Raw genomic sequence first — 6,143 nt, forward strand, 5'->3', positions numbered from 1 at the left:
GTGCGCGTCACCAGCTTCTCGTCGGGCTCCGGCAGCGCTTTGCCGAAATCGCGGAAGCGATTGGTGATGGGATAGCGGCGGTCGCGGCCGAAATTCTTCCGCGTCACCTTCACCCCCGGCGCCGCCTGCCGCCGCTTGTATTCGGCGATGTTGAGCAGGCGGTCGACGCGGGTCACCACGTCGCGGTCGAAACCGGCCTCGATGATGGTCGCAAGCGGCTCCTCGCGCTCCACTAGCCGCTCGAGGATCGCGTCCAGCACCTCGTAGGGCGGCAGCGAATCCTGGTCGGTCTGGTTCTCGCGCAACTCCGCGGTCGGCGGCCGGATGATGATGTTGACCGGGATCACCTCGCCCGAGGGACCGAGCGCGCCGTCCGGCTTCCAGGCATTGCGCAGGCTGGACAGGCGGAACACCTCGGTCTTGTAGATGTCCTTGATCGGGTTGAAGCCGCCATTCATGTCGCCGTACAGCGTGGCGTAGCCGACCGACATTTCCGACTTGTTGCCCGTCGTCACTACCATGGCGCCGGTCTTGTTGGAGATCGCCATCAGCAGCGTGCCGCGGGCGCGCGCCTGCAAATTCTCCTCGGTGATGTCGCGCTCCATGCCAGCAAACACCGGTGCGAGGATCTTCTCGAAGCCGTTCACGGCGTCGGCGATCGGCAGGATCTCGTAGCGGATGCCGAGCGCGGCGGCGAGCTTGGCGGCATCGTCGAGCGACACCTGTGCGGTGTAGCGGAACGGCAGCATCACGCCGCGCACCTTGTCGGCGCCGAGCGCATCGACCGCGATTGCCGCGCACAGCGCCGAGTCGATGCCGCCGGAGACGCCGAGCAGCACGCCGGGAAAGCCGTTCTTGCGGACATAGTCGCGCAGACCGAGCACGCAGGCGGCGTAGTCGGCCTTGTCGCCCTCGAGCTGCGCCGTGCTCGGCCCATTGCAGCGCCAGCCATCCGCCGTCTTGCGCCAGGTCAGCGTCGTGATGTTCTCCTCGAACGCCGGAAGCTGCGCGGCGACCGACAGATCGGCATTCAGCGCGAACGAGGCGCCGTCGAAGATCAGCTCGTCCTGGCCGCCGACCTCGTTGAGATAGATCAGCGGCAGACCGCTCTCGGTGACTCGCGCCACCACGATCGACAGCCGGAGATCGGCCTTGTCGCGGGCATAGGGCGAGCCGTTCGGCACCACGAGGATCTCGGCGCCGGTCTCGGCGAGACATTCGACGACGTTCTCGTATTCCTCGGACTCCTCGAGCCAGATGTCCTCGCAGATCGGCACGCCGATGCGCACGCCGCGCACCGTCACCGGGCCCGGCGCCGGGCCGCGCGCGAACAACCGCTTCTCGTCGAACACGCCGTAATTCGGCAGATTGGCCTTGTAGCGCAGCGCGGCGATGCGGCCGCCGTCGAGCAGCGCGCAGGCATTGTAGAGCTTGCCGTCCTCGACCCAGGGCGTGCCGATCAGCATGGCCGGTCCGCCGTCCTTGGTCTCGCGCGCCAGTTCCTCGACCGCGGTGCGGCAGGCCGACTGGAATGCCGGCTTGAGCACCAGATCCTCCGGCGGATAGCCGGCGAGGAACAGCTCCGAGAGCACCACGAGATCGGCGCCGTCGGCCTTTGCTTTCTCGCGCGCGGCACGCGCTTTCGCGGCGTTGCCGGTGACGTCACCGACCGTCGGATTGAGTTGCGCCAGGGTGATCTTGATCTGTTGTTCGCTCATATCTTTATGTTGTCCCGCACAACGGCAAACTTCAATGGTCGTCCGATCATGGTGCGATTGCAGAAATCGCACTGGGATCCCTGGTCAGGGTGCAAGTTCTGCCCTCACCTCGCCGAGCAGCGCCAGACCACCTAGCCGGCCCAATTCGTCCGAACATTTCGCGCTCTTGCCGTAGCAGCAAAATGCGACGGTGACCCGCTCGGACAGCGGCCCGATGCATGGCAGGCCGGTGTCGCCAAAGGTGGTCATGCAGGGCACGACGCGGCGTTCCTCGAACTTGAGGTCGCGAATGCGATCGAGGATCTGCGTTTGCAGCCGATCAGCCACGTCAACCGATCCGCCCGACCGGAACCAGTCCTTGATGTCAGCCTCGCCCTCAAGCGGAAGATCGACCGGATCGCCGCCGAGCTTCAACCAGGTCTGGCCGTCCGGATATGGGATCGGCGGCAGGATATAGGGATTGTCGCCCTTCGGCCCGAGACAACGCATCGACGGCATGCCGGCCAGGCGCTGAACCTCCGCCGCGTCGAGCCGGAACAGCGCTGCGGTCCGCGCATAGACCGTAAAACCCAATGACCGGCCGAGCAGCGATTGGGTATGCCCGCCCGCCGCAACCAGCACACGCTCGGCCTCGACGCTGCCCGATCGGGTCCGGATCGTCACACCGGAAGCGGTTTCCGAAATCCCGAGCGCAGCCTCGTCGATGATCCGCGCCCCCGCGCGCTTCGCCGCGATGGTCTGCGCACGGACCAAGCGGCGCGGTGAAATATATCCGGCATTGCGCGGCTCGAAATAGCCCAGCATGCCCGCGGTTGATTTCAGAAATGGAAACCGCTCGGCGAGCCCCGCATCCTGATAGGCTTCACAGCAGATCCCCTCGTCGGCGCAGACTTCGCCAACCGAAGCGACATCAGTGGTCTCGGTGTGACCGACGTGAAGCGCACCGGCTTCCCGGTAGAATTCGACACCGCTTTCCGCTGCAATCTCGCCGTAGCGCGCAATCGCCGCGCGGTTCATCTGCCGCCAGAAGGCTTGCGGATCGTAGGTTCGCGTGATGCGGCCTTCATCATAGTGGCTGCCGAACACGCCGTCGTGGCTCGAAAAATCGGCCGGCTCACCGGGCCCGATCAGCGCGACCTCATGGCCCATCTTGCACAGGTGCCGCGCGGCCGCCGACCCGATCAGACCCCGTCCGATCACCGCAAGCTTGATCGGCTTATTGACGGTCACGGTCAGAACGCGCCCGTGCGCTCGGCGAGGGCGAACAGCCAGAACAGGCCGGCCATGACGAGCGCGACGCCGACGGCGGCGGAGCCCATGTCCTTGACCCGCCCGATCTGCGGATCGTGATCCATGGTCAGGCGGTCGGCGAGCTTCTCGATCGCGGTGTTGAGCAGCTCGATCACCAGCACCAGCACCACGGTCGCGACCAGCTCGACCCGGCGCATCACGGTGGCGCCGACCAGCCAGGCCAGCGGCACCGACAGCACCAGGGCAACGACCTCCTCGCGGATCGCCTGCTCCGAGCGAATGGCGAATGCCAGCCCGTTGCGCGAGTTGATGGTGGCTCGCCAGAACCTCAGCAAGTCACTGCCCTCAAGTCACTGCCCCCAAGTCACCTGCCCCAAATCACAACCCCGCAGCGGCCGGCATCGGTTTGACCTTGCCGGCGCGCTCCTGCTTCAAGAGCTCGGCGATCAGGAAGGCCATGTCGATCGACTGTTCGGCGTTGAGACGGGGATCGCAGACCGTGTGATAGCGGTCGTTGAGATCCTCATCGGTGATGGCACGCGCGCCGCCGATGCATTCGGTGACGTCCTGCCCGGTCATCTCCAGATGCACGCCGCCGGCATGGGTGCCTTCCGCCGCATGGATCTGGAAGAACGCCTTCACCTCCGACAGCACGCGGTCGAACGGCCGCGTCTTGTAGCCCGTGGTCGAGGTGATGGTGTTGCCGTGCATCGGATCGCACGACCACACCACGACGCGGCCCTCGCGCTGCACGGCGCGGATCAGGCCGGGCAGATGGTCGCCGACCTTGTCGGCGCCGAACCGGTTGATCAGGGTCAAGCGTCCCGGCTCGTTGTCGGGATTGAGGATGTCGATCAGCTTCAGCAGGTCGTCCGGCTTCAGCGACGGGCCGCATTTCAGGCCGATCGGATTCTTGATGCCGCGGAAATACTCGACATGGCCGTGGTCGAGCTGGCGGGTGCGGTCACCGATCCAGATCATGTGGCCCGAGGTCGCGTACCAGTCGCCGGTGGTGGAATCGACCCGCGTCATCGCCTGCTCGTAGCCGAGCAGCAGCGCCTCGTGGCTGGTGTAGAAATCGGTGGCGCGCAGCTCCGGATGGCTTTCGAGATCGAGGCCGCAGGCGCGCATGAAGTTCAGCGCGTCCGAGATGCGGTCGGCGAGCTCCTTGTAGCGGCGGGACTGCGGCGAATCCTTCAGGAAGCCGAGCATCCACTGATGCACACTGCCGAGATTGGCGAAGCCGCCGGTGGCAAACGCGCGCAGCAGGTTCAGCGTCGCCGCGGATTGGCGGTAGGCCATCAGCTGGCGCTGCGGATCGGGGATGCGCGCCTCCGCGGTGAAGGCGATGTCGTTGACGATGTCGCCACGATAGCTCGGCAGCTCGACGTCGCCCTGCTTCTCGGTCGGCGACGAGCGCGGTTTGGCAAACTGCCCGGCGATGCGGCCGACCTTCACCACCGGCAGCGCGCCGGCATAGGTCATGACCACAGCCATCTGCAGCAGCACGCGGAAGAAGTCGCGGATGTTGTTGGCGCCGTGCTCGGCAAAGCTCTCGGCACAGTCGCCGCCTTGCAACAGGAAAGCCTCGCCGGCCGCGACCCGGCCGAGCGCCTTCTTCAGGCTGCGCGCCTCGCCCGCGAACACCAGCGGCGGAAAGGTCGCCAGCTGGGCCTCGACATCGGCCAATGCCTTGGCATCGGGATAATCGGGCACCTGCAGCACCTTCTTGGCGCGCCAGCTATCGGGTGTCCACCGCTCGGACATGAGGTCAACTCCTGAGCAAAACCCGCGACTTAATCGCGGGCATACGGAAAGCCCGGCTTATACACAGGGCGCCAGCCTCCCGCTAGAAGGATTCCTGCAATTCCGTCAAGCCCTTGCAAGAAAATCCGAATTCGCATTTGGTAGAGCATAGCATGAATGCCGGGGAAATCGCCGTGGCCGCCGCCGCGCTGGACGACGTTTTTAGCGACGACATCGTCGTGCCGGCCGCGGACGGCTATCCGCTCGCCGCGACGCTGTTCCTGCCCCGCGGCAGGAAGCGCCATGCCGTCCTGATCAACTCGGCGACCGCCGTGCCCCGCAAGGTCTATCGCGGCTTTGCCGGCTACCTCGCCCGCCGCGGCGCGGCGGTCCTGACCTACGACTATCGCGGCACCGGCGATAGCAGACCGATGGCGGCGCCCGGCCTGAACAAGCAGAAGTCGCTGGCCGGCTTCAAGGCCACGATGGCGGACTGGGCCGCGCTCGACACCACGGCCGCCGTGCGCTGGATGCGCGAGCGCTACCGCGACCTGCCCTTCGCCTATGTCGGTCACTCCTTCGGCGGCCAAGCGCTCGGCCTGTTGCCGAACAATGCCGAGATTCCCCGCGCCCTGCTGATCGCCTCGCAGGCCGCGCATTGGAAGCTGATGGCCTCGCCCGAGCGCTATCGCGTCGTCGCCTTCATGAACGGCATCGGGCTGCCGCTGGCGCGCACGCTCGGCTATGTGCCGAGCTGGGCCGGCCTCGGCATGGACCTGCCGCGCGGCGTGTTCGAACAATGGCGCGGCTGGGTGATGCGCGAGCGCTATCTGCTCGACGATGCCACGCTGACGGCGCGCGAAAATTTTCCGAAGTTCAAGGGCAAGCTCCGCGCACTCACCATCACCGACGACACCTGGGCGACGCGGCCGGCGGTCGAATTGCTGTGCTCCGCGTTCACCTCGATCACGCCTGACATCATCGCGATCAGTCCCGCGGACGCCGGCGTGCCGAAGATCGGCCATTTCGGCTTCTTCCGCAGCGAACACCGCGAAGCCCTCTGGCGCGGCGCCGCGGAGTGGCTCGAGGCGGAGGGATAAGGGCAGCACTCTCCGCTGTCGTCCCTGCGATGTGATCGATTTGAGTCCGACCACAATTGTCGTCCCGGCGAAAGCCGGGACCCATACGCCGCAGCCGACATTGTTAAAGGGACTCGTCGTTGCCGCATCGTGTGACAACAGCCATTCGTGGTTATGGGTCCCGGCCTGCGCCGGGACGACAGTCGGTATGTGGCGCGATTGGTGGGCCACGCATCCGCGTTCTCGCGACATCTTTTGCCCGAGCTTTGCTCTTCGTTTCGCCGCTCCGAAATCAGAGGGCGCAGGGAAAGCCGGGTGCCGATCGCACCCATGGGCCCCGTGCATAGGA

At 66.0% G+C, this 6,143-nt stretch carries 5 protein-coding genes; 1 reads left to right on the forward strand and 4 read right to left on the reverse strand.

Annotated elements, in window-relative coordinates; genetic code table 11:
- The 4 genes from QMZ05_RS40060 to QMZ05_RS40075 form a co-directional block, all read right to left on the reverse strand.
- Positions 1-1,718, reverse strand: a 1,718-nt coding sequence (locus QMZ05_RS40060; RefSeq protein WP_353705766.1) for an NAD+ synthase, incomplete at its 3' end; no start/stop codon positions are given.
- Positions 1,719-1,802: 84 nt separating this feature from the next.
- Positions 1,803-2,948 carry an FAD-dependent oxidoreductase gene (locus tag QMZ05_RS40065; RefSeq protein ID WP_353705767.1) on the reverse strand — a complete coding sequence of 382 codons (1,146 nt, stop codon included), beginning with the start codon at positions 2,946-2,948 and terminating at the stop codon, positions 1,803-1,805.
- Between the two features lie 2 nt (positions 2,949-2,950).
- Complete coding sequence (locus QMZ05_RS40070; protein WP_353705768.1) at positions 2,951-3,304, reverse strand: diacylglycerol kinase; 354 nt, start codon at positions 3,302-3,304, stop codon at positions 2,951-2,953.
- A 43-nt stretch (positions 3,305-3,347) separates the two neighbouring features.
- On the reverse strand, positions 3,348-4,736 hold the full coding sequence (locus QMZ05_RS40075; RefSeq protein WP_353705769.1) for a class II 3-deoxy-7-phosphoheptulonate synthase: 1,389 nt from the start codon (positions 4,734-4,736) through the stop codon (positions 3,348-3,350).
- Positions 4,737-4,888: 152 nt separating this feature from the next.
- Here QMZ05_RS40075 and QMZ05_RS40080 point away from each other — a divergent pair, with 152 nt between their 5' ends.
- Entirely contained in the window at positions 4,889-5,815 is a 927-nt protein-coding gene (locus QMZ05_RS40080; RefSeq protein ID WP_353705770.1) for an alpha/beta fold hydrolase, read from the forward strand.
- Positions 5,816-6,143 lie beyond the last annotated feature (328 nt).

It is taken from the genome of Bradyrhizobium sp. INPA03-11B, assembly GCF_040446015.1.
GTDB classification, from domain to species: Bacteria; Pseudomonadota; Alphaproteobacteria; order Rhizobiales; family Xanthobacteraceae; genus Bradyrhizobium; species Bradyrhizobium macuxiense_A.